The organism is Ruegeria sp. AM5 (genome assembly GCF_056540645.1).
In genome coordinates, this window is sequence record NZ_JBQFXC010000004.1 from 152,480 (window position 1) to 173,161 (window position 20,682).

Annotated in this window: 22 protein-coding genes; 13 read left to right on the forward strand and 9 right to left on the reverse strand. The window is 58.0% G+C overall.

All coding sequences use genetic code 11. The features are described 5' to 3' along the window. Window positions 1-38: 38 nt before the first annotated feature. The 5 genes from ACR0AH_RS12270 to tldD all read right to left on the reverse strand — a co-directional run bounded on the left by ACR0AH_RS12270 (window position 39) and on the right by tldD (window position 7,054). Window positions 39-665, reverse strand: a complete 627-nt coding sequence (locus tag ACR0AH_RS12270; RefSeq protein ID WP_170397333.1) for a 3-oxoacid CoA-transferase subunit B — start codon at window positions 663-665, stop codon at window positions 39-41. Next, the gene (locus ACR0AH_RS12275) at window positions 665-1,369 is read right to left on the reverse strand and encodes a CoA transferase subunit A (RefSeq protein ID WP_170404323.1); all 705 of its coding nucleotides are present in this window, start codon (window positions 1,367-1,369) and stop codon (window positions 665-667) included. Before ACR0AH_RS12275 ends, ACR0AH_RS12270 begins: the two co-directional genes overlap by 1 nt. A gap of 92 nt (window positions 1,370-1,461) precedes the next feature. Beyond that, window positions 1,462-4,086: a type I DNA topoisomerase gene (topA, locus tag ACR0AH_RS12280; RefSeq protein WP_170564715.1), complete on the reverse strand. Its 2,625-nt coding sequence runs from the start codon at window positions 4,084-4,086 to the stop codon at window positions 1,462-1,464. A 169-nt stretch (window positions 4,087-4,255) separates the two neighbouring features. Beyond that, the gene (dprA, locus tag ACR0AH_RS12285) at window positions 4,256-5,392 is read right to left on the reverse strand and encodes a DNA-processing protein DprA (RefSeq protein WP_480592131.1); all 1,137 of its coding nucleotides are present in this window, start codon (window positions 5,390-5,392) and stop codon (window positions 4,256-4,258) included. A gap of 240 nt (window positions 5,393-5,632) precedes the next feature. Continuing rightward, complete coding sequence (gene tldD / locus ACR0AH_RS12290; protein WP_480592133.1) at window positions 5,633-7,054, reverse strand: metalloprotease TldD; 1,422 nt, start codon at window positions 7,052-7,054, stop codon at window positions 5,633-5,635. Window positions 7,055-7,230: 176 nt separating this feature from the next. Between tldD and coxB the strand changes: the two genes are divergently transcribed. The 11 genes from coxB to ACR0AH_RS12345 all read left to right on the forward strand — a co-directional run bounded on the left by coxB (window position 7,231) and on the right by ACR0AH_RS12345 (window position 17,177). Continuing rightward, window positions 7,231-8,142 carry a cytochrome c oxidase subunit II gene (gene coxB, locus ACR0AH_RS12295; protein ID WP_170397324.1) on the forward strand — a complete coding sequence of 304 codons (912 nt, stop codon included), beginning with the start codon at window positions 7,231-7,233 and terminating at the stop codon, window positions 8,140-8,142. A 74-nt stretch (window positions 8,143-8,216) separates the two neighbouring features. Next, on the forward strand, window positions 8,217-9,173 hold the full coding sequence (gene cyoE, locus ACR0AH_RS12300) for a heme o synthase (protein ID WP_170397322.1): 957 nt from the start codon (window positions 8,217-8,219) through the stop codon (window positions 9,171-9,173). Then, window positions 9,170-9,331 (forward strand): hypothetical protein, encoded by a 162-nt coding sequence (locus ACR0AH_RS12305; RefSeq protein ID WP_170397320.1) that lies wholly within the window; start codon window positions 9,170-9,172, stop codon window positions 9,329-9,331. The genes cyoE and ACR0AH_RS12305 overlap by 4 nt, the downstream gene beginning before the upstream one ends. Continuing rightward, the gene (locus ACR0AH_RS12310) at window positions 9,331-9,906 is read left to right on the forward strand and encodes a cytochrome c oxidase assembly protein (protein ID WP_170397318.1); all 576 of its coding nucleotides are present in this window, start codon (window positions 9,331-9,333) and stop codon (window positions 9,904-9,906) included. Before ACR0AH_RS12305 ends, ACR0AH_RS12310 begins: the two co-directional genes overlap by 1 nt. A gap of 22 nt (window positions 9,907-9,928) precedes the next feature. Then, a complete protein-coding gene (locus tag ACR0AH_RS12315; protein WP_170397316.1) occupies window positions 9,929-10,744 on the forward strand; it encodes a cytochrome c oxidase subunit 3 in 816 nt (271 codons plus the stop codon). Between the two features lie 156 nt (window positions 10,745-10,900). Then, window positions 10,901-11,578 carry an SURF1 family protein gene (locus ACR0AH_RS12320; protein WP_170733259.1) on the forward strand — a complete coding sequence of 226 codons (678 nt, stop codon included), beginning with the start codon at window positions 10,901-10,903 and terminating at the stop codon, window positions 11,576-11,578. Continuing rightward, entirely contained in the window at window positions 11,575-12,963 is a 1,389-nt protein-coding gene (gene thrC, locus ACR0AH_RS12325) for a threonine synthase (RefSeq protein WP_480592135.1), read from the forward strand. Before ACR0AH_RS12320 ends, thrC begins: the two co-directional genes overlap by 4 nt. Further along, complete coding sequence (locus ACR0AH_RS12330) at window positions 12,960-14,222, forward strand: M16 family metallopeptidase (RefSeq protein ID WP_170626462.1); 1,263 nt, start codon at window positions 12,960-12,962, stop codon at window positions 14,220-14,222. Before thrC ends, ACR0AH_RS12330 begins: the two co-directional genes overlap by 4 nt. Then, the gene (locus ACR0AH_RS12335) at window positions 14,222-14,806 is read left to right on the forward strand and encodes a GNAT family N-acetyltransferase (RefSeq protein WP_170397308.1); all 585 of its coding nucleotides are present in this window, start codon (window positions 14,222-14,224) and stop codon (window positions 14,804-14,806) included. Before ACR0AH_RS12330 ends, ACR0AH_RS12335 begins: the two co-directional genes overlap by 1 nt. A 101-nt stretch (window positions 14,807-14,907) precedes the next feature. Continuing rightward, complete coding sequence (locus ACR0AH_RS12340; RefSeq protein ID WP_170733256.1) at window positions 14,908-15,726, forward strand: MBL fold metallo-hydrolase; 819 nt, start codon at window positions 14,908-14,910, stop codon at window positions 15,724-15,726. Window positions 15,727-15,764: 38 nt separating this feature from the next. Further along, window positions 15,765-17,177: an FAD-binding oxidoreductase gene (locus ACR0AH_RS12345; RefSeq protein WP_480592137.1), complete on the forward strand. Its 1,413-nt coding sequence runs from the start codon at window positions 15,765-15,767 to the stop codon at window positions 17,175-17,177. A gap of 39 nt (window positions 17,178-17,216) precedes the next feature. Here the strand turns inward: ACR0AH_RS12345 and ACR0AH_RS12350 are convergent, their stop codons facing one another. From ACR0AH_RS12350 to ACR0AH_RS12360, 3 genes are all read right to left on the reverse strand, one after another. Beyond that, window positions 17,217-17,699: a fasciclin domain-containing protein gene (locus ACR0AH_RS12350; protein ID WP_170397302.1), complete on the reverse strand. Its 483-nt coding sequence runs from the start codon at window positions 17,697-17,699 to the stop codon at window positions 17,217-17,219. 171 nt (window positions 17,700-17,870) lie between these two features. Next, on the reverse strand, window positions 17,871-18,410 hold the full coding sequence (locus ACR0AH_RS12355) for an adenine phosphoribosyltransferase (protein ID WP_010441681.1): 540 nt from the start codon (window positions 18,408-18,410) through the stop codon (window positions 17,871-17,873). Window positions 18,411-18,492: 82 nt separating this feature from the next. Beyond that, the gene (locus tag ACR0AH_RS12360; RefSeq protein ID WP_255612018.1) at window positions 18,493-18,627 is read right to left on the reverse strand and encodes a hypothetical protein; all 135 of its coding nucleotides are present in this window, start codon (window positions 18,625-18,627) and stop codon (window positions 18,493-18,495) included. A gap of 107 nt (window positions 18,628-18,734) precedes the next feature. On the opposite strand from ACR0AH_RS12360, the gene ACR0AH_RS12365 reads away from it, so the two are divergent. Further along, window positions 18,735-18,908 (forward strand): hypothetical protein, encoded by a 174-nt coding sequence (locus ACR0AH_RS12365; protein WP_170397300.1) that lies wholly within the window; start codon window positions 18,735-18,737, stop codon window positions 18,906-18,908. A gap of 2 nt (window positions 18,909-18,910) precedes the next feature. Here the strand turns inward: ACR0AH_RS12365 and ACR0AH_RS12370 are convergent, their stop codons facing one another. Continuing rightward, entirely contained in the window at window positions 18,911-19,540 is a 630-nt protein-coding gene (locus tag ACR0AH_RS12370; RefSeq protein WP_170397298.1) for a LysE family translocator, read from the reverse strand. Between the two features lie 284 nt (window positions 19,541-19,824). Here ACR0AH_RS12370 and ACR0AH_RS12375 point away from each other — a divergent pair, with 284 nt between their 5' ends. Next, entirely contained in the window at window positions 19,825-20,682 is an 858-nt protein-coding gene (locus ACR0AH_RS12375) for an alpha/beta hydrolase (RefSeq protein ID WP_480592139.1), read from the forward strand.

Sequence of the window (20,682 nt, forward strand, 5' to 3'; positions counted from 1 at the left end):
CCGCGTCGCAGCGGGCCTTATGAATCATTGGCCTGAGGTCAATCTACGATTGTTGCCTGAGTCGCTCCTCGCATCTCGTCCTCGCTGACGCCATCGGCCAGTTCGACGATCTTCAGGCCACCTTCGACGACATCCAGAACACCCAGATTGGTGATGATGCGATCCACAACGCCCTGGCCAGTCAGAGGCAGCGTGCATTCCTTCAGCACTTTTGAATCACCATGCTTGTTGGTGTGATCCATCACTACAATCACGCGACCAACGCCAGCGACCAGATCCATCGCACCGCCCATACCTTTGACCAGCTTGCCGGGGATCATCCAGTTGGCCAGGTCTCCTTTCTCGTCCACTTCCATCGCACCCAAAATCGCAGCAGCGATCTTACCGCCTCGGATCATGGCGAACGAGGTCGCGCTATCGAAGTAAGAGGTGCGGGACAGTTCGGTAATCGTCTGCTTGCCTGCGTTGATCAGGTCAGCGTCTTCCTCGCCCTCAAACGGGAAAGGCCCCATGCCCAGCATACCGTTTTCGGACTGTAGGGTGATGTCCTTGTCCCCTACATAGTTCGCCACCAGCGTCGGAATACCGATGCCGAGGTTCACATACATGCCGTCTTCCAGCTCTTCTGCCGCACGTGCGGCCATCTGATTGCGATCCCAGGGCATTATGCGTCCTCCTTCTTGCGGGTGGTGCGCTGTTCGATGCGCTTTTCGTGGCTGCCTTGGATAATGCGATGCACATAGATGCCGGGCAGGTGGATGCCATCCGGGTCCAGCGAGCCGCGCGGGACGATTTCTTCAACCTCAGCCACACAAATCTTGCCGCAAGTCGCTGCGGGCACGTTAAAGTTGCGGGCGGTCTTGCGGAACACGAGGTTCCCGGTGTCATCGGCTTTCCACGCCTTTACGATCGCGAGGTCGGCGAAGATGCCTTCCTCCATGATATAGGTCTCGCCGTTGAAGTCCTTGTGCTCTTTGCCTTCCGCGATCACCGTTCCCACGCCCGTCTTGGTGTAAAACCCGGGGATGCCAGCGCCACCGGCCCGCATCCGCTCGGCCAGTGTGCCTTGTGGATTGAATTCCAGCTCCAGTTCTCCACTCAGATACTGGCGCATGAATTCGGCGTTTTCCCCCACGTAAGAGCTGATCATCTTTTTGACCTGCTTGGTTTGCAGCAGGATGCCGATGCCAAAATCATCCACACCTGCGTTATTCGAGGCAAATGTCAGATCCTTCGCGCCTGAGGCCTTGATTGCTTCAAGTAGCATTTCCGGGATACCGCACAGCCCAAAGCCGCCCGCAGCGATCAGCATGCCGTCCGATATCACCCCATCGAGCGCCTCATCGGCATTGTCATAGATTTTCTTCATGGAAAACTCCCCCAATGACATGGTGTTGGGCCGATTTGTGCCGCCACGTCACGGGGAAGTCAACGAATCCAAGGCGCAGGTGGTATTTCTACCTAACTTGCTTTCTTGGTGGTCTTCTTGGCAGCAGCTTTCTTCTTGGGGGCTGCCTTTTTCTTTGTGCCTTTCTTGGCCGCGCGTTCATTGACCAGTTCGATGGCCATTTCCTGGGTCACATCCTCGGGTTTGATGTCTTTGGGGATCGTCGCGTTGACCTTTTCCCATTTCACATACGGTCCATAGCGCCCGTCCAGTACCTGCATCGCGCCGCCATCGGGATGGTCGCCCAGCTCTTTCAGCGGCTTCGCGGCCGCCCGACGTCCGCGACCTGGATTGGCGCGTTTTTCGGCCAACAGTTCGACGGCGCGGTTCATGCCGATCTCAAACACATCGTTCGGGTCTTTGAGGTTGGCGTAGACAGGCTTTGCCTCGTCGGCCAACTGATGCATTAGATAAGGTCCAAAGCGACCAAAGTTCGAACTGATCATGCCACCTTCGGGGTGCTCGCCGATCTGACGGGGCAAGGACAGAAGAGTCAGAGCTTTCTCCAGATCCATGTCGTCTTTGCTCCAGCCACGGGGCAGGGACGCACGAGGAGGCTTCTTGTTCTCAGGCGTGGGCTCTCCGCGCTGGACATATGGCCCAAATCGACCGGATTTCAGCCAGATCTCATCGCCCGCATCTTCGCCCAGCAAACGCTCGTCACCTTCCGCGCCCTCACCAGCGATCGGACGGGTATAAGTGCACTCAGGATAGTTGCCACAACCGACAAACCCGCCGGTGCGCGAAGTTTTCAGATGTAACTGGCCAACACCGCATTTCGGGCAAATGCGCGGGTCAGAGCCATCTTCACGCGGCGGATACAGCTGCGGTGCCAGCGCTTCGTCCAGCTTGTCCAGCACTTCCGAGATACGCAGCTCCGATGTCTCACCAATCGCGGCAGAGAAATCGCGCCAGAACTTGCCGAGCAGATCCTTGTAGTCACGTTCACCTGCGCTGACGTCGTCAAGCTCTTCTTCCAGATTGGCGGTGAACTCGTAGCCCACATACTGGCGAAAGAAATTCAGCAGGAAGATGGTGACGATTCGGCCCTTTTCTTCGGGGATCAGCCGATTCTTGTCTTTACGTACATATTCACGATCCTGAATCGTGGTGACAATCGAGGCATAGGTCGACGGACGCCCGATCCCCAGCTCTTCCATCCGTTTGACCAGCGTGGCCTCTGTATAGCGCGGGGGCGGTTGGGTGTGATGCTGCAGCGCCAGAACGGATTCGTTCTCGGCCAGAATGGCGGCCTTTTCCGAGTCGGCGGTGGCCTTGGCAAACTGATCACGCAGCGAGGTCTTGGCAAAACGTGCGGGATCGCCCTGCATGATCTGTGGCAAGCGCTTGTCGTCATCGTCGACCACGTCATCGCGACCTTCTTCGTAAACGCGCATGAAGCCATCGAACAGCACCACCTGACCGGTGGCGCGCAGGCCAACCTGACCGTCCGTGCTGGTAATCTCGACAGTCGTGCGTTCAAGCCGTGCGGCAGCCATCTGACAGGCAATGGTGCGTTTCCAGATCAGATCATAAAGCTTGCGCTGATCCTCATCGGTCACCTTCAGCGCCTTGGCATCGCGCGACATATCTGTCGGGCGAATACACTCGTGTGCTTCCTGAGCGTTCTTGGCCTTGTTTTTGTACATGCGCGGGCTGTCTGGCACGTATTCCGCACCATAACGGTCGGCGATTGCATCGCGCGCTGCCGCCACGGCCTCGGGGGCCATGTCGATACCGTCGGTTCGCATGTAGGTAATGTATCCGGCCTCATACAGCCGCTGGGCCACCTGCATCGCATGGCGTGCGCCCATGCCGAACTTGCGGCTGGCTTCTTGCTGTAAGGTCGACGTCATGAACGGGGCAGAGGGGTTGCGCGCGGCAGGCTTGGCCTCGACCGATGTCACGCTCAGATCACGGCTGGTGATCGCCTGAACCGCCAGTTCGGCTTGCGTTGCATTCGCTAGATCGTGCTTGTCCAGTTTCTTGCCTGCCAGCGTGACTAGACGCGCCTCGTAGGTCTGGCCCCGAGGCGTCTCGAACACAGCCTTGACCGACCAGTATTCGACCGGCTTGAAGGCTTCGATCTCCATCTCGCGTTCGACGATGAGGCGCAGGCAGACCGATTGCACGCGCCCCGCTGAACGGGCACCCGGCAACTTGCGCCACAGAACGGGCGACAGGTTGAACCCTACCAGATAGTCCAGCGCGCGGCGGGCCAGATAGGCCTCGACCAGCGGCATATCGACCTCACGCGGGTTCTGCATCGCCTCGGTCACGGCGTCCTTGGTGATCGCGTTGAACGTCACGCGGCTGACTGGCGTGTCCTTCTTGATCGAACGCCGCTTGGTCAGCGCTTCTTGGAGGTGCCAGCTGATTGCCTCGCCTTCTCGATCAGGGTCGGTCGCGAGGATCAGTGCGTTGTCTTCTTTCAGAGCGTCGGCGATCGCCTTGACATGCTTACGGCTGTCATTGCCGACCTCCCATTTCATTGAAAATTCATGCTCGGGATCGACCGACCCATCCTTCGGCGGCAGGTCCCGCACATGGCCATATGAGGCCAAAACGGTGTAGTCGGGGCCAAGATACTTATTGATCGTTTTTGCTTTGGCCGGAGATTCTACAACAACTACGGGCATTTAAGAGGAATCCTCGCTCGACGGATTTTGCGCTTTGTATGACCGTGCAAAATGTGTGGGGCAAGATCGAATTGTCAATGCGTTCGTTTTCACCACCAAAAATACTTTGTATTAAAGCCTGATCTGGTCGTGCCGCTCGCGGAATCAGGTGCCGAATCCATTCGATAGCTTAGGCGCAAAGTGACAGCAGGCCGCCTGGTTGCCGCTGAATCTTGCCCTCAAGCTCCAGATCGACCAACACAGGGCCGACTTCGCCCGCAGATGCAGCGATGTCTCGGATCAACTGGTCTTCCGCGATCGGAGATGGGCCAAGTCGAGTCAGAATCGCCTCGTGCAAGGCTTGGGGCGTGATTTCGGCTGAGTCTGCCTCGGGTCCAAGGGGTAGGATTTGTTGGGCAGAAGATTGTAGCTGTTGCTTGGGCAAAGCATCAATCACGTCTTCTGCATTGCGGACGAGTGTCGCCCCGTCTCGGATCAGCAGATTGCATCCTGCCGCGCGGGCGTCAAAGGGATGGCCGGGCACGGCCAGAACCTCGCGCCCTTGGTCCAGGGCGTCCCGCGCGGTGATCAAGCTGCCGGATTTCGCCGCGGCCTCGACAACGACCACTGCCTGCGCCAGACCCGAGATAATGCGATTGCGGCGTGGAAAATGTCGTGCCTGAGGCGTTGTGCCCATCGGTTGTTCAGACAGGCGAAGTCCAGTGTCTGCGATATCTCGCGCCAGATCGGCATTTTCGGCCGGATAGATCACATCAACCCCACCTGCCAACACTGCCACAGTACCGGTCGCCAATGCGGCGAAGTGCGCCGAGGTGTCAATGCCGCGGGCAAGCCCCGAGACCACGACATAGTCTTGCTTACCCAGATCCGTCGTCAACGCCCGCGCCATGCGCGCGCCCAGCGAAGAACAGTTCCGTGCCCCGACCATGGCAATTGCCCGGCGTTTCAAGATCGACGGATCGCCGATTGCCCAAAGCATCGGGGGCGCATCCGAAAGGTCACATAACGCGTAAGGGTAATCGGCGGCCCCAAGGCACAAAAGCCGCGCTTTGGCGACCTTTGCGGCCTTGAGCTCCGCCTCAATTACGCCGGGCGGGCAGATTTCATAATCCTCGATCCCGGCAGCGCGCGCCATTTCCGGCAACGCGGCCAGCGCGTTCTGCGCCGAGCCATGTTCGCGCAATAAGCGCCGGAATGTTGCCGGCCCTACTTTGCGTGAGCGCAACAGACGGAGCCAGGAAAACCGGTCCTCTTCCGTGGTGGGTGGGAGTGGGGGGTGATTGGAAGAAAGCTGCTCTTCGGTCATCCGATGCTCCGCCTGATTGCAAAACTGGTTTACGGTGCAGCGGGTTAACAGCCTGTGAATCTTAGAAAATTAGATCAGTATTTTTCGAACCCATCCCTCGGAGAGATGATTATGTCATTGAAAGAAAGGAAGAAAATTCGTGCGAATTATCTTGGCTCACATATCCATGGATGAGTTTTTGATTTGACGCGAAGGGTAGTGTGTTAACTCTTCGCGCCTCGATTCTCATTTTGGGCCGACTCAGGTGGCAGAGCCGCCCACAGTCAGCCCATCCATCAAAACGGTAGGTTGGCCGACACCGACCGGCACCCATTGCCCATCCTTGCCACATGTGCCCATGCCGGGATCCAGCGCCATGTCATTGCCCAGTCCCCGAATGCGTTTTAGCGCCGAGGGGCCGTCGCCAATCAGCGTCGCGCCTTTGACCGGAGCGCCGATCTTGCCGTTCTCGACACGATATGCCTCGGTGCAGGAGAACACGAACTTGCCGTTGGTGATGTCGACCTGGCCACCGCCGAAGCCCACAGCCCAGATACCGTCTTTGATATCTGCCACCAACGAGGCCGGATCGGCATCGCCACCCAACATGATTGTGTTGGTCATGCGCGGCATCGGTTTATGGGCATAGCTTTGACGCCGGCCGTTCCCGGTTGGAGAAACGCCCATCAGGCGTGCGTTCTGTCGGTCCTGCATATATCCGGTGAGGATTCCATCCTCGATCAGAACTGTACGCGAACTGGGTGTACCTTCGTCATCCATTGATATCGAACCGCGTCGGTCTGCAATCGTCCCATCATCCACGACTGTTACACCTTTCGAAGCGATCTGCTGCCCCATCAGCCCGGCAAAAGCGGAACTGCCCTTGCGGTTGAAATCACCTTCAAGCCCGTGGCCGATGGCCTCGTGCAACAGAATGCCGGGCCATCCGGGGCCCAACGCGACTTCCATCACGCCGGCAGGTGCAGGGACGGCATCCAGATTGACCATCGCGATCCGCAGAGCCTCACGCGCCTTATCTTGCCAGTCTGAGGGATCGATCAAGCCATCCAGCCCCACGCGACCGCCACCTCCGGCAGAACCGCTTTCGCGTCTGCCGTTCTGTTCTACTATAACCGAGATGTTCAGGCGGGTCATCGGGCGTATATCGCGCACCTGCACACCATCGGGGCGAAGAATCTCGACCTCCTGCACTGCAGCGGCAATCGTGGCGCTGACTTGCACAACCCGGGAATCCAAACCACGGGTAAAAGCGTCTATCTCGCGCAGTGTCTCGATTTTGACCGGGAAGGCGGCGGATTCGATCGGGTCTTCATCGGTATATAACCTGGTATTGGTGGCACGTGGTGGCCCGGCCAGCGTCCCACCACCATCGCCGACCGCCAACCGCGCGGTTTCGGCTGCACGCTTCAGAGAGGGAATCGAAACATCCGTTGAATGCGCGTATCCAGCCACTTCACCCTGCACCGCGCGAAGACCGAATCCCTCGGAAACGTCGTAAGAAGCCGTGCGCAATCGGCCGTCATCAAACACCAAAGATTCGGATTTGCGCCGTTCTACGAACAGTTCCCCATCCTCGGCGCCATCAGTTGCAGCCTTCAGTACAGCAAGCGCTTCATCCTTGGGAAGAACGCTTTCAAAAGGGCGAAACGGGGCCTGAGTCATCAGTTGTGACCTTTCGGGTTTGATCCAGATCAAAAATAGCGTCTGTTTGACGCAAGCATTTTGCTTTATCTACCCGACGGAATATGGTTTTTAACGCGGCCAAAGACAACGGGAGAGGTGCGACCGATTCACACCTTTTCGCGAGAGACGCAAAGATCAAACGATCAGGACAGAAAATGAAGAATGCTTTGATGCTTTCCGGGCTTGCTACGGCCCTCTCCAGCCTTCCCGCCATGGCTCAGGAGCTTGAGATTATTGGCAAGCCGGTTGACGGCGGCATGGGGTTCCAGCCTGCTGCCACCAGCCTTGCTGAAGGGATTCAGTCGCTGGACAACATGATTCTGGTGATCATCACCGCGATTTGTGTGTTTGTTGCGGGTCTGCTGGTTTATTGCATCGTACGCTATAACCAGCGCGTAAACCCGAACCCGGCTCGGTTCTCGCATTACACTCCGGTTGAGATTGCATGGACTTTGGGCCCGATCCTGATTCTGGTCTTCATCGGGGCTTTCTCGCTGCCGGTTCTTTTCAAGCAACAAGAGATTCCCGAAGGCGACATCACCATCAAAGTCGTGGGGAACCAGTGGTACTGGACCTACGAATATGTCGATCATGACTTTGCCTTCGACAGCTATCTCCTGGGCCACCCGGCCACCCTCGACGAGGGCGCGCGCCCGGCTGATGCCGACGTAACACCGTTTGTTCTGGACGATGCGATGCGGGCGAAGCTGGCCGATGCAGGCTATGGCGAAGACGAATGGCTTCTCGCCACCGATACCGCCGTCGTTGTTCCGGTTGGCAAGATTGTCGTGATGCAGGTTACCGCATCGGACGTGATCCATTCCTGGACCATTCCTTCGTTCGGCGTGAAGCAGGACGGCGTTCCTGGTCGTCTGGCCGAACTGTGGTTCGAAGCAGACAAGGAAGGCGTCTATTTCGGACAGTGCTCTGAGCTGTGCGGTAAAGACCATGCCTATATGCCAATCACTGTCAAAGTGGTCAGCGAAGAGGCATATGAACAGTGGCTGCAGGGCGCGCTTGAAGAATATGCAGGTCAGCCTGCTTCCTACCAAGTGGCCTCGAACTAAGCCCTTTGCGGCCTAGGTAAACACATGCGGGCTGCGCGGAAATCGCGCAGCTTTTGCCCCGAAAAGGACCGGATATGAGCGACGCAAGCTTCAATGCCAGCACCGTCTCTGCGCAGACCCGCGCGGACGAGGCCAGCTTTGGCGATTATTTCGCCCTGCTGAAGCCGCGCGTGATGTCGCTGGTCGTATTCACGGCTTTGGTCGGACTGCTTGCGGCTCCGGTTCCGATACATCCGTTTGTTGGCTTCTGCGCCATCCTGTTCATCGCTATTGGTGGCGGTGCATCCGGCGCGCTGAACATGTGGTGGGACGCGGATATCGACCGCGTGATGAAGCGCACCAAAGGCCGTCCAATCCCCTCTGGCAAAGTCGAAGAAGGCGAGGCATTGGCGCTGGGTCTGGCTCTGTCTGGCCTGTCCGTGATTATGCTGGGTTTGGCAACCAACTGGTTTGCAGGGGCGTTTCTGGCCTTCACAATTTTCTTCTATGTCGTCGTCTACACGATGTGGCTGAAACGCTCGACTCCGCAGAACATCGTCATTGGTGGTGCCGCGGGGGCGTTCCCGCCGGTCATCGGATGGGTCGCGGCCACTGGCTCGATGACGCTCGAACCGTGGTTGATGTTTGCCCTGACATTCATGTGGACACCTCCGCATTTCTGGGCGTTGGCCTTGTTCATGCGCTCGGACTATGACGATGCCGGGGTGCCGATGTTGACCGTCACCCATGGTCGACGCGCGACGCGCTGGCATATTCTGGTTTATACCGCGTTGCTGGCGTTGCTGGCGGTGGGGACTGCGTTCTCGGATATCGGAGGCCCGATTTATCTAGTTGTTGCGCTGGTTCTGAATGGCTTGTTTCTGCGGGGGGCCTGGCAGATTTCTCGTCGAAACGAAGACGATTCGGAGGCCGACAACTTCAAGGTCGAACGCAGTTTCTTCAAACTGTCGCTGCTGTACCTGTTTCTGCATTTCGGCGCGATCCTCGTCGAGGCCCTGTTGAAACCTTACGGATTAGGAGGCTGGTCATGAGCCTGCGCAAAACTCACGAACTTCACCAAAGACGGTTCAGCCGCAATCTGGGCGTCGGCCTGACACTGGCCGCGTTCATCGTGATCATCTTCGGCCTGACAGTCGTCAAGGTCTCGAACACAGATTTTAGTCTGGCGACGCAGCAGGTGCAGAACTGATGAAGTTGACGGGGCCACAGAAAACGGTCGCGCAACTGGTCGGCGTCGTCGTCCTTATGGGCGGTTTGGCATGGGCAGCGGTGCCGTTTTATAATTGGTTCTGCCGGGTCACGGGGTATGGAGGGACCACGGGGGTTGCCGAGAAAGCCCCTGATGACATTCTCGACCAAGTGGTGACGGTCCGATTTGATGCCTCCAAGGCCAAGGGTATGCCGTGGGAATTCAAGCCCGTCGAACGCGAGATGAAAATACGTATCGGTGAGACAGGTCTGGCGTTCTACGAAGCGTACAACCCAACCGACAAGCCCGTCGCAGGGCAGGCGTCCTACAACGTGGCGCCCTATTCCGCCGGAGGGTATTTTCAGAAAATCGCCTGTTTCTGCTTCGATGAACAGGTGTTGGAGCCGGGTGAGCGAGTCGAGATGCCCGTTACGTTCTTCGTCGATCCCGAACTGATCGAAGATCCCGAAGCAAAATATGTGCATACGATCACGCTGTCGTATACATTCTATGAGATTGATCTGCCCGAGGGCTATGCCGCCCTTGATGTGCAGGCTGAAACAAACAAGAACTAACGCCTGTAGGTGAGGGACGCTGATGGCACACGCAAAAGACCATGATTACCACATTCTGAACCCGTCAATCTGGCCACTGATCGGCGCGGTAAGCGGATTTGTGATGCTGTTCGGGGCCGTTCTTTGGATGCACGGGATTACCCCGTGGATCTTCTGGATGGGGCTGGTCGGGGTTCTTTATACCATGTTTGCATGGTGGTCCGAAGTCGTGGTTGAAAGCCGTCAGGGCGATCATACGCCGGTCGTGCGTATTGGCCTGCGCTATGGCTTTATCCTGTTCGTGATGTCCGAGGTGATGTTCTTCTTCGCCTGGTTCTGGTCGTTCTTCAAACATCGCATGTATCCGATGTACGACTATGCCGGTACTGAATACATCCAGCCGGATATCCACGCCGTTGATCCGTTCCACCTGCCGCTGATCAACACTTTGGTCCTGTTGCTGTCGGGTTGTGCGATTACTTGGGCCCACCACGCGCTTGTTCATGACAATGACCGCAAGGCGCTGATCAATGGTCTGGCCATTGGTATCGTTCTGGGCATCGCCTTTACTGCGCTTCAGGCGTTTGAATACTATGAGTTACTGGCCCATGAGGGTTGGGAGTTCGGTGGCGATCAGTTCTATTCGAACTTCTTCATGGCAACCGGTTTCCACGGCGCGCATGTGATTATCGGCACCATCTTCCTGTCGGTCTGTCTGATCCGCGCCCTGAAGGGGGACTTTACGCCCGAGAAACACGTCGGTTTCGAGGCTGCCGCATGGTATTGGCACTTCGTTGACGTCGTCTGGCTGTTCCTGTTTTTCGCCGTCTACATCTGGGGTCAGGCCCCGCTGATGTAACGCCACGCAGGTGATCCAATTGCAAAAGCCGCCCCACGGGGCGGCTTTTTCTCAATCAGGGGCGCAAGATTGCGCCCGATACAATTACATGGTTGCACTTCGGTTCACGTGCCCCTTAACAAGGCGCCGGTTCCCGCAATAAGGTCTGATCCCACCATGCGCAGCTTTCTGTTTCTGCTGATCTTCGGTCTTGCCGGTCTGGGCCTGCTGCTGTCGCTGGGCATTTGGCAATTGCAGCGGCTGACCTGGAAACAGGAGGTGCTGGCCGAGATCGAAAGCCGCATCGCTGCCGATCCTGTCGCCTTGCCAGAGCAAGTCTCCGAGGATGTGGACAAATACCTTCCGGTGACGGTCGCAGGCGAGATCGAACCGGGCGAGATCCACGTTTTGGTTTCGGTCAAGCAGGTGGGGCCGGGGTATCGGATCATCCAGTCCTTTGCCACCGACAACCGGACTATTCTGGTGGATCGCGGTTTTGTGCCGACCACAGCCAAGCAGGCTGATCGACTGACTGGCCCGATGGAAATCACCGGCAACCTGCACTGGCCCGATGAAGTCGATGGCTACACGCCTGACGCAGATATTGACGGCAACATCTGGTTCGCCCGCGATGTGCCCAATCTGGCTGCCGTGCTGGGGGCTGAGCCTGTGTTGCTGATTGCCCGCTCGGAAACCGATCCGAATGTAACGCCAATGCCGGTGGATACGGCGGGCATCCCCAACGATCATTTGCAATATGCAATCATCTGGTTTGGTCTTGCTCTGGTCTGGGCCGCAATGACCGGATACTTCCTGTGGCGCAGCCGTGCCAATTCCGAAAGTGACGCGACATGAAATACATCTCGACCCGCGGGCAGGCGCCCGAACTGACCTTTGAAGAGGCGATGCTGACCGGACTGGCCCGTGATGGTGGTCTGTACTTGCCCGCTGAAATTCCGGTGATGTCGCAGGACGAAATTGCTGCGTTGGCTGGCCTGTCCTACGAAGAAATCGCATTCCGCGTGATGTGGCCCTATGTGAGTGGCTCGTTCTCCGATGATGAGTTCAAAAAGATCATTGCGCGCGCTTATGAGGGCTTCGGCCATGACGCCCGCGCGCCGTTGAAGCAGCTGAACGAGAACCATTTTCTGCTGGAGCTGTTTCACGGACCCACACTGGCTTTCAAAGATTTTGCCATGCAGCTAATCGGCCAGCTGTTCCAGGTCGCGCTCAAACGGCGCGAAGATCGCGTGACCATTGTCGGCGCGACGAGCGGGGACACCGGTTCTGCCGCCATCGAGGCGTTCCGTGGGCTGGACGCGGTGGATGTGTTCATCCTGTTCCCACATGGCCGTGTTTCAGAAGTGCAGCGCCGTCAGATGACTACGCCTGCAGACAGTAATGTGCACGCTTTGGCGGTAGACGGCGATTTCGATGACTGTCAGGCCGCGCTCAAAGACATGTTCAACGACTTTGATTTCCGCGACGGTGTGAAACTTGCAGGCGTCAATTCGATCAACTTCGCCCGCGTGTTGGCACAGATCGTTTACTATTTCTCCGCCGCCGTCAGCCTCGGCGCGCCACATCGCAAGGTCAGCTATACCGTGCCGACAGGGAATTTCGGCGATATCTTCGCAGGCTATCTGGCCAAACGCATGGGGCTGCCCATCGATCGTCTGGTGGTGGCGACCAACCAGAACGACATCCTGCACCGTTGCCTCTCAGGCGAGGGATATTTCAAGGGCGATACGATCCCCTCAATCAGCCCGTCGATGGATATTCAGGTTAGCTCGAACTTTGAACGTGCACTGTACTACGCCTATGGCGAAGATGGCGGCGCAGTCGCTCAGTTGATGGATGAACTCAAGAGCGGAGGCTTCAATGTCAGCCAAGGCGCAATGGAGGCTCTGCGAGAAAGCTTTGACTCGGGCCGCGTTTCTGAGGACGAGACGCTTGAGACGATCAGGCGCACCATGGTCCACAGCGCCGAGTTGGTTTGTCCGCACACCGCCGTTGGGATCAAAGTGGCTGAAGACCACCGCGCTGCCGATGTGCCCATGATCACGCTCGCAACCGCGCATCCCGCGAAGTTCCCGGCGGCGGTCGAGAAGGCAAGCGGCGAACATCCGCCTCTTCCATCCCGCATGTCTGATCTGTATGAACGTCCGGAACGGGTGACCCGCGTTGCGAACGATCTGGGTGCCTTTGAGGATCATATCAGAAGGCATATTGCTGAGTGACAGTCAGACAGGACCAACTGAAGAACGGATTTCGTATCGTCAGTGAACATATGCCGGGGCTGCAATCTGCGGCCATCGGCATCTGGGTAACCGCCGGTGGTCGGCACGAGCGGATCGAGCAGAACGGTATCGCGCATTTCCTTGAGCATATGGCGTTCAAGGGAACCCAGCGGCGTTCTGCGCTGCAAATCGCCGAAGCGATCGAGGATGTGGGCGGGTACATCAACGCCTATACCTCGCGCGAAGTTACGGCCTATTATGCACGCGTACTGAAGGACGATGTGGCGCTGGCCATGGACGTGATCGGCGACATCGTCCTGAACCCGGTATTCGACCCGCGCGAGATCGAGGTCGAGCGCGGCGTGATCCTGCAGGAAATCGGTCAGGCCTATGACACACCTGACGATGTGATCTTTGACTGGCTGCAAGAGCAGAGCTATCACGACCAACCCCTTGGCCGCACCATTCTGGGCCCGACCGAGCGCGTCAGTGCGTTTTCCCGCGAGGACTTGTCTGGTTTCGTGGCCGAACACTACGGGCCGGAACAGATGATCCTGTCTGCAGCTGGAGCTGTGGACCACGATGCGCTGATGAAACTGGCCGAAGAGATGTTCGGCCACCTGCAGCCGCGCAAGGGTCTGATCCCCGACGCTGCGCGGTTCACTGGTGGTGAGGCGCGGCAGGAGAAAGAACTGGAGCAGGCGCATTTCGCGCTGGCGCTGGAAAGTCCGGGCTATCGCGATGATGCGATCTATACGGCCCAGATTTACTCGACCGCTCTGGGTGGAGGCATGTCCTCGCGCCTGTTTCAGGAAGTGCGCGAGACGCGCGGGCTTTGCTATACGATCTTTGCTCAGACCGGTGCTTATGCGGATACCGGTACGACAACGATTTACGCAGGCACCTCGGCCGATCAGGTGGGCGAATTGGCGACGATTACCATCGACGAGATGAAGCGCGCTGCCGAAGACATGAGCGCAGAAGAGGTTGCCCGCGCGCGGGCCCAGATGAAGGCCGGGATGCTGATGGGGCTGGAAAGCCCGTCGAACCGGGCCGAACGGCTGGCGCGGCTGGTGCAGATCTGGGGACGTGTGCCCTCGCTTGAGGACACCGTGGCCAAGATCGATGCGGTCAGCACCGAGGACGTGCGTGCTTTTGCCGAAGACATGGCAGTCAAAGCCCCTGCAGCGCTGGCGCTATATGGGCCGGTCTCGGGCGCACCGACGCTGGTGGATCTGCAGGAGAGGCGTGCGGCGTGATGCTGTTAGGCAGACGCAAGCTAAAACTCGAAACCGAGCGCTTGACGCTGCGCCCGCCCATGCATTCCGACTTCAACGACTGGACCGCCTTGCGGCGTGCTTCAAAGGACTATCTGGTGCCGTGGGAGCCGGTTTGGGCCAAGGACCATCTGAGCCGCAAGTCGTTTACCAACCGGGTCTATTGGGCCCAGCGCTCAGTCGCGAGTGGAACGGCGATACCTCTGTTCCTGTTTCGTCGCACAGACAATATTCTGCTGGGGGCGATCACGTTGGACAATGTTCGCCGTGGTCCGGCGCAGGCTGGCACCTTGGGCTATTGGACCGGGCAGGCCTTTGCGCGTCAGGGGTTCATGCGCGAAGCAATTGGCGCCGTTGTTCATCACGCCTTCACCCGTCTGGATTTAAGCCGGATCGAGGCCGCGTGTTTGCCTGAGAACAAGGCCTCTCGCGGTCTGCTGGAAAGCTCAGGCTTCAAATACGAAGGCGTGGCGCAGTCTTATCTGCAGATCAATGGGCGCTGGCGAACACATGTTCTGTATGCCAGCTTAAGGTCCGATCGTCGGGGCAAGACTGAGGCAGGCTAGAGGGCTCTGCCGCCAGGCATGGCAAGCCTCCTGTCATGGAGATATCCGTGGCCAGATCAACAAGGGCATGACTTGTTCGCCCATTGCGCTACACTTGCGCTATGTGGCGGTTTGTTGCGGGACTGATGATGATTGCAGGCGGGGCTGTGGCGCAGGAGCGGCGGCCTAGTCACTGTATCGCCATCGCAGATGCGGCACCGGGGATTGAATATCTTCACAAAGCGGCGTGGCAGGATCCCGTGCCCGAGTTTTCGGTTCGTATCAGCTATGTCGCGCATGCATCGTTTCTGATCCAGACACAGGGCGGGCTGAACGCGGTGACCGATTTCACCGGTTTTATCGGCGGCGCTGCGCTAATTCCTGACGTGGTCACAATGAACCATGCGCACAGCACCCACTGGACTGCCCATCCCGATCCGGCCATCCCGTATGTCTTGCCGGGCTGGGGCGAGTTCGGCGAAGGCATCAAGCACCATCTTGATCTGGGTGAGATGCTGATTCGCAATGTGTCGACCGATATCCGTTCGGCCTATGGCGGTATTGAAGATCGCGGAAACTCGATCTTTGTGTTCGAGGTCGAAGGGTTGTGCATCGGCCATCTGGGGCATCTGCATCACATTCCGTCGGATGAACAATTCGCTGCACTGGGTCGGCTGGATGTGGTCATGGCGGCGGTGGACGGAGGCACCACGATGCCCTTGCCCGAGATGGTTCAGGTTCTGAAACGCCTCAAAAGCTCGGTCATTATCCCGATGCATTGGTTCTCGGACTTTTCGCTTGAGCGGTTTCTGGTGGATATTCGGGATGAATTCCCGGTTGAACGGGATGGGGTGTCCGAGATTGTCGTCTCGTTGCGCACGCTGCCCGACAGGCCGACGGTTGTGGTGCTGGAGCCTCAGTACCTGATAGAGCTGGAATAGGGCTTGTCGCGGCCCGTGGCCTTTGGCAGGGAAGAGCCATGAAACTGAACCCTGCAGACAGCCGCCTTGCCGAAGCAATCAGAGCCCGATTGGGTGCTGACGTTTTGCGCCCGATTGCAGATCGTTACCTTGAAGAGCCGCGTCAGCGGTTTGTCGGGCAGCCCGGTTTGCTTGCCTTGCCGCGCACCGTGGAAGATGTGTCGGCTCTGGTGCAATTGGCCGCAGACGCTCGGGTGCCTGTTGTCCCTTATGGCGGCGGCACCGGTCTGGTAGGAGGGCAGGTTGTTCCGGATGGTCCTGTCCCTTTGATCGTTTCCCTGGAACGGATGACGGCGATACGGGCGACTTACCCCACCGAGAACATACTTGTGGCCGAGGCCGGTGCCATTCTGGCCGACGTCCAGACTGCCGCTGAAGACGCGGACCGTCTATTTCCCCTGTCGCTGGCTGCGCAGGGTTCTTGCCGGATTGGCGGCAATCTGGCCACTAATGCGGGTGGCGTGAATGTGCTGCGCTATGGCAATGCACGCGATCTGTGCCTGGGGCTTGAAGTGGTATTGCCCAGTGGTGAGATATGGCACGGGCTTAGCCGGTTGCGTAAGGACAACACCGGTTATGACCTGCGTAACCTGATGATCGGGTCCGAAGGGACACTTGGCATCATTACGGCGGCGGCGTTGAAGTTGTTCCCGCGACCCAGGGGCGTTGGAACCGCAATGTTTCAGGTCTCCTCACCCGAGGCTGCCATTGATCTGTTGTCAGTGGCGCGGGATCAAGTGGGGGAAGCGGTCAGTACGTTTGAGTTGATCCATGGGCAGGGCCTCGAATTCCTGACCGAGGTTTTGCCCGACGTGCGGCAACCCTTTGCAGCAACACCAGAATGGAGTGTGTTGATCGAGCTGGGCTTGTCGGTCGGCCAAGACCCTTCGGACATGCTTGAGGCGATTTATGTCGCCGCTGATGAGCGCGATCTGGTCCGCGATGCGGTCATCGCGCAGAGCGAAGCACAGCGGTCCGAACTCTGGGCCGTGCGCGAGCGCATCCCCGAGGCCAACCGGCTGATCGGGTCAGTTTCCAGCCATGATATCTCGGTCCCGATTTCCCGCATTCCAGAGTTCATTCGGCGCGGTGCGGATGTGGTGGCCGGGCAGGGGCCGTTTCGCGTAAACTGCTTTGGCCATCTGGGCGACGGTAATTTGCACTACAACGTATTTCCACCTGCCGGGCAGGATAAGGCGGAGTTTGTCGCACAGCGGGACGCGGTCAAACGCGCGGTACATGATCTGGTTCATGAATTTGGTGGATCGGTCAGCGCCGAACACGGTGTTGGTAGGCTCAAGACAGATGATCTGGAACGCTATGGCGATCCGGTCAAGTTGCAGGCCATGAGGGCGATCAAAACAGCGCTTGATCCTCAGGGGATTATGAACCCCGGGGCGGTTCTGGCCTAATAGACGCGCCCCGGACGTATACCGGGGCGCTGCCGTTCTTTACGACGCGGGCAGAATGACCTTGTCGATCACATGGATCACGCCGTTCTCGGCTTCGATATCGGCTTGCACAACGTTGGCATCATTCACCATGACGCCATTGTCGAGATCGATGGTGATATCTCCGCCCTGCACGGTGGCGGCGGTCATGTCATCGGACAGATCACCCGACATCACTTTGCCCGGGACAACGTGATAGGTCAGCACTGCGACCAACTGGTCCTTGTTTTCGGGCTTCAGAAGATTTTCGACCGTGCCCTCGGGCAGCGCTGCAAAAGCCTCATCCGTTGGGGCGAAAACGGTGAACGGCCCTTCGCCTTTCAGCGTTTCAACCAGTTCGGCGGCCTGAACGGCAGCGACGAGCGTTTCAAAACTGCCCGCGCCCACCGCAGTATCGACGATATCCTTGGCGTGCCCATCTGCCAAAGCAGAGGTGGTCAACAGAAAACTGGCAACTCCAGCAACAGCGAATTTGCGCAACATGACATGATTTCCCTTGTTGAGAATGCCTTAGGTGGCATCATTCGGGGTACGCAGTCAGGTCGCGACAAGATCACAGAATCCAGAGGCAACTGTTTCTTGAATGTGACCCCAATCGCGCTAAGCCTGCGGCGCACGCGATTTCCAGTCACGAGTTTGTGAAGTTTGTGGAGATCAGAGCCCTTCGAACTCGCACAGAACGTGTACGTCCATGCCCAAATCTTCCAGCGCTTTGCGACCACCCAATTCGGGCAGATCGATGATGAACGCGCATGAGATGATCTCGCCGCCCAGCCGTTCGATCAGCTTGATCCCCGCGGCGGCGGTGCCTCCGGTAGCCAGAAGATCATCAACGACCAGGATCTTCTCACCCGGCTGGATGGCGTCATCGTGAATTTCGACGATCGCCTCGCCATATTCCAGCTTGTAGTCCTGGCTGATCGTGGTGCCGGGCAGTTTGCCCTTTTTGCGGATCGGCACGAATCCAACGCTCAGCTGGTGGGCAATCGCACCGCCCAGAATAAAGCCGCGCGCCTCAAGGCCCACAACCTTGTCGATTCGCTCACCGGCGTAAGGGTGCAACATCTGGTCGATTGCCATGCGGAACCCGCGCGGGTCGGCAAACAGGGTGGTGACATCGCGGAACATGATCCCTTCATGCGGGAAATCGACGATGGTCCGAATGTAATCCTTGACCGTTTTGTTTCTGGACATGGGCCACCCCTTTGGCATCAAACACGCGCGGGGTATTTCGCCCATAAGGTGCGGTCATGCAAGAGAACTCTGGCCCCTGCGGCTACTTGCTGCGGCCGCGCATGGCGTTAGGCAGGCCGTAGTAGCGATACAGCGCATTCGGAAGCCAGGATAGGTGCGGCTTGCGCCAGTTGCGTTGATCCCGAAGAAGAATGGCTTGCGCGACATGAAGGTTCATTGCTTTAATCTCACTTTTGCTGTTATGTGCCCGATATCTACATATTATATGCTGTGTATATACAATGCATCGCACTTAGAATCAAGGGCAGGACGGGGACTGGACGTGTGACCAAGAAAGATGGAAAGAAATCTACGAAGAAAAACAGTCAGTTGGTTTTGCGTCTCGACAAGGATGAGCGCGATGCATTCGTCGAGCTGTGCAGGGATCTGGACACCTCTGCCGCCCGCGAAATCCGCCGGTTTATCCGGGGGTTCATGAAGGAAAACGCTGAAAACTGAAATCACGCCGGGCGGCGCAGAACCGCTGTGGCGATGCCCATTCCGATCAGGGTCAACCCTCCGAACCGGGTCATGGTCGTGATGACATTCGCGCGTCCGATCATCCGGCGTAACTTGTCCGCCAGCAGCGCATAGGCCAGCGCGTTCAGCCCCGCGAGACCCACAAATGTTGCGATCAGGATCGCGAATTGCGGACCCAAAGGCTCGGCTGGACGCAAGAATTGCGGTACGAAAGCGATGAAGAAGGCAATGGACTTCGGGTTCAGCGCGGTGACTGCAGCGGCATGGCCAAAAACACTGCGGGCGGTCACGTCACGTTCGGTTTCAATTGCTTGCAGCCCGCCCGACGGCGCGCTGCGCAGGAGTTTGACACCCAGCCAGACCAGATAGGCTGCCCCAACCCATTTCAGCACGGTAAACAGTGTGGCAGAGGCCAGCACCAGCGCCCCCAGCCCCAGCAGCGACGCGGTCATCGCCACCAAATCCCCCAATGCGACCCCAGTGGCCGAGGCAACCGCCACACTGCGTCCTTTCGACAGCGCATAGCTAAGCACCAGCAACACGGTCGGGCCTGGGATCAGCAGCAGCGCGGTCGAAGCGGCCACAAAGGCCAGCCAGATTTCAATGGACATGGAGTATCCTATTAGAGTGTTTCCCACACCAAGCCTTGGCACGACGTATTGGTCAAGGCTTTGCGGGCACATTCTCGTGGTGAAACACCGGCTCCAACGGGTTGGCGTTCGGATTTGCGAAGCCGGGGTCGCCTAAATACCGAGGACATGGGGCAGGGAATTCAGGCGTGCAATGCGATCTGGGATTGCCGCAACAGGTTTAAGATTGGATGAAGCTTGGCTTATGCATCTCGAAACGCCTCCAATGTACCCCACTCTCGCAATGCGACCCAAAGGAGGGAGCCATGGTTCAAACCCAACACGCTGAGGCCGATACCGGCCGCGCCAGAACCGGTGTCGAGCGCCTCAAAAGCATCTTGGTAGGACTGCTGTTGGCCGCGGCGATCTTGTATGCGGGCGTCCTCGGATACATGTTTTTCAACCAGCAATCTCTGCTGTACAAACCCGAAGGTACGTTACCGGATCCGGCTTCGGTGGGGTTGGCGGATGTTGATGCGCTATCGCTGACAATGGCTGATGGTACTGCCCTGACGGTCTGGGCAGCACCCGCTGCAATCCCGGATGCACCGACCGTCCTATTCTTCCACGGCCAATGCGGCAATCTGGGGGACCGTGCTGAACGGCTGCGCGAAATCCTAAACTCGGGCTACGGGCTGCTTGCCCCCAGCTATCGCGGCTTTCCGGGCAGCGAAGGCGAGCCCTCGGAACTGGCGCTGATCTCTGATGGAGTTCAGCTCTATGACAGGCTGGCGGGTCAGGGCAAAGCTGTGGTGCTGCACGGTCAGAGCCTCGGCACCGGCATTGCCGCCGCTGTTGCTGCCGAGCGTCCCGATGCAGAACTTCTGGTGCTTGAGGCCCCGTTCACTGCAACCGTTGATGTCGCGGCGGAACGCTATCCTTTCCTGCCGGTCTCAGCCTTGATGAGGGATCAGTTCGCCACACGTGATCTTATCGAACAGATCTCGGTGCCGACGTTGATTTTTCACGGCACCGAGGATGAAACTATTCCACTGCATCACGGAAAAGCTCTGGCCGAGATGTCCGATACCGCGCAGATTTACGTGATCCCCGACGGCACCCACAACGATTTGTGGTCGCGTGGCCTATGGGACGAGGTGCAAAAGAAACTGTCGCAGTACTGA

Coding starts and splice junctions, on each gene's coding strand:
- ACR0AH_RS12270 (WP_170397333.1), bottom strand. CDS start 665: ATGCCCTGGGATCGCAATCAGATGGCCGCACGTGCGGCAGAAGAGCTG.
- ACR0AH_RS12275 (WP_170404323.1), bottom strand. CDS start 1,369: ATGAAGAAAATCTATGACAATGCCGATGAGGCGCTCGATGGGGTGATA.
- topA (WP_170564715.1), bottom strand. CDS start 4,086: ATGCCCGTAGTTGTTGTAGAATCTCCGGCCAAAGCAAAAACGATCAAT.
- dprA (WP_480592131.1), bottom strand. CDS start 5,392: ATGACCGAAGAGCAGCTTTCTTCCAATCACCCCCCACTCCCACCCACC.
- tldD (WP_480592133.1), bottom strand. CDS start 7,054: ATGACTCAGGCCCCGTTTCGCCCTTTTGAAAGCGTTCTTCCCAAGGAT.
- coxB (WP_170397324.1), top strand. CDS start 7,231: ATGAAGAATGCTTTGATGCTTTCCGGGCTTGCTACGGCCCTCTCCAGC.
- cyoE (WP_170397322.1), top strand. CDS start 8,217: ATGAGCGACGCAAGCTTCAATGCCAGCACCGTCTCTGCGCAGACCCGC.
- ACR0AH_RS12305 (WP_170397320.1), top strand. CDS start 9,170: ATGAGCCTGCGCAAAACTCACGAACTTCACCAAAGACGGTTCAGCCGC.
- ACR0AH_RS12310 (WP_170397318.1), top strand. CDS start 9,331: ATGAAGTTGACGGGGCCACAGAAAACGGTCGCGCAACTGGTCGGCGTC.
- ACR0AH_RS12315 (WP_170397316.1), top strand. CDS start 9,929: ATGGCACACGCAAAAGACCATGATTACCACATTCTGAACCCGTCAATC.
- ACR0AH_RS12320 (WP_170733259.1), top strand. CDS start 10,901: ATGCGCAGCTTTCTGTTTCTGCTGATCTTCGGTCTTGCCGGTCTGGGC.
- thrC (WP_480592135.1), top strand. CDS start 11,575: ATGAAATACATCTCGACCCGCGGGCAGGCGCCCGAACTGACCTTTGAA.
- ACR0AH_RS12335 (WP_170397308.1), top strand. CDS start 14,222: ATGCTGTTAGGCAGACGCAAGCTAAAACTCGAAACCGAGCGCTTGACG.
- ACR0AH_RS12340 (WP_170733256.1), top strand. CDS start 14,908: ATGTGGCGGTTTGTTGCGGGACTGATGATGATTGCAGGCGGGGCTGTG.
- ACR0AH_RS12345 (WP_480592137.1), top strand. CDS start 15,765: ATGAAACTGAACCCTGCAGACAGCCGCCTTGCCGAAGCAATCAGAGCC.
- ACR0AH_RS12350 (WP_170397302.1), bottom strand. CDS start 17,699: ATGTTGCGCAAATTCGCTGTTGCTGGAGTTGCCAGTTTTCTGTTGACC.
- ACR0AH_RS12355 (WP_010441681.1), bottom strand. CDS start 18,410: ATGTCCAGAAACAAAACGGTCAAGGATTACATTCGGACCATCGTCGAT.
- ACR0AH_RS12360 (WP_255612018.1), bottom strand. CDS start 18,627: ATGAACCTTCATGTCGCGCAAGCCATTCTTCTTCGGGATCAACGCAAC.
- ACR0AH_RS12370 (WP_170397298.1), bottom strand. CDS start 19,540: ATGTCCATTGAAATCTGGCTGGCCTTTGTGGCCGCTTCGACCGCGCTG.
- ACR0AH_RS12375 (WP_480592139.1), top strand. CDS start 19,825: ATGGTTCAAACCCAACACGCTGAGGCCGATACCGGCCGCGCCAGAACC.